Consider the following 1,336-nt stretch of genomic DNA (forward strand, 5'->3'; position numbering starts at 1 on the left):
ACTATCTTCCATGCTGGTAATCGATAGCTCGGAAGGTGTATATTTTACCGTTCCTACACCACATTCATTGGTTTCAATCTCATCAACTTGAAGCTCAACACTATCAATTACAAAGCTATCAGCAGCACTATTTGTAAAGCTTAAAGAAAACCCATTAACCTCTTTTATTCTGTATTTTAAAGACTCATCCGAGCCACCACTACATACAGGGTTCTCACCATCCTCCAATATACTTGAAGTAACATTTTCAGGCAGAGAAAGCTTGTCTGGGGTCAAATCAACAGGGTTTATAATATTGTCCACCCACTCTTTAAACGCTGAAACCCGGGTAAAAACATCTGGATAATCCAGACTTCCACAAACAGAAGGAGCTATGCTTGCCACGCCGGCTTGAAACCATTCACCACCTGTTTGAAATAATAAAGGGCCGCCACTATCTTTTTCGCATAGACCTTGAAGCCCATCACCTGTCTCTTCGATATAACCTGCACAAATATGTTTACCGTCAATAGCATTACCATATATTGGTAAAAAGTCAGCTCCCAACGACGTTTCTAAATCGCCATTCAGGAAGGCTTTATTGCATTCGGTCTGGTTGAACAACGGTACATTCACTTCATGCAATACGCTTGGAAAGTCTTCGTTTATTGTGTCTTCACCGCCCCCACTAGAAATAAGATTGGGGTTGCCATCACGATCCCCCCATCCAACAATTGTTAGCAAATGACCTGCTTCGACACCTTTAAACATGGCTGAGCTAACTAATTCAAGAGGTGGATAAACACTCACATCAACCGCATCGGCCAACTCAAGCAACATCAAATCTCGACCTGACTCCACGCGACTAATCACCCCAATACGCCGCTCAGTTTCTTCAATTCGTGAGATATCATAATCTCCAACATAGACGGAAATTGCTTCAGCAGGCTCTTCATAGAAACAACGCGAAGCAGACATCACCCAACGTTCATGAATCAAGGTACCGCCACATTCATGCTCGCCAGTTGCCGAATTTCGGAGCGATACCATCCAAGGGTAATCACTCTCTACCTCAACTTCGTCGCCACCGACTATACGATTAGCTGAGAGAGCAGAGCTACTCGCAACACAAGCAAGCATGGCAAATAACATCACCCGAACAATACCGACATTGCGCCTAGCAACTAAAGCCTGACCACACATTGAAAGAAACATACCCTTAGCCATCCTGACCTCTATGGAACTCATAATCTTTATATATTGAACTGGACCTGTACTGCACAAGTAAAACGCTGAGAGATATAAAACAACTAAAATCATGCATCAGGAACACAGCAAAAAACTCCTCGAATTTTAT

General features: G+C 43.0%; 1 protein-coding gene. It reads right to left on the minus strand.

What is annotated here, in order from left to right; genetic code table 11:
* The coding region (locus tag A3766_RS25295) for a serine protease (protein WP_197479739.1) at positions 1 to 1,206 on the minus strand (1,206 nt) is incomplete at its 3' end.
* Positions 1,207 to 1,336 lie beyond the last annotated feature (130 nt).

This window comes from Oleiphilus sp. HI0132 (genome assembly GCF_001635845.1).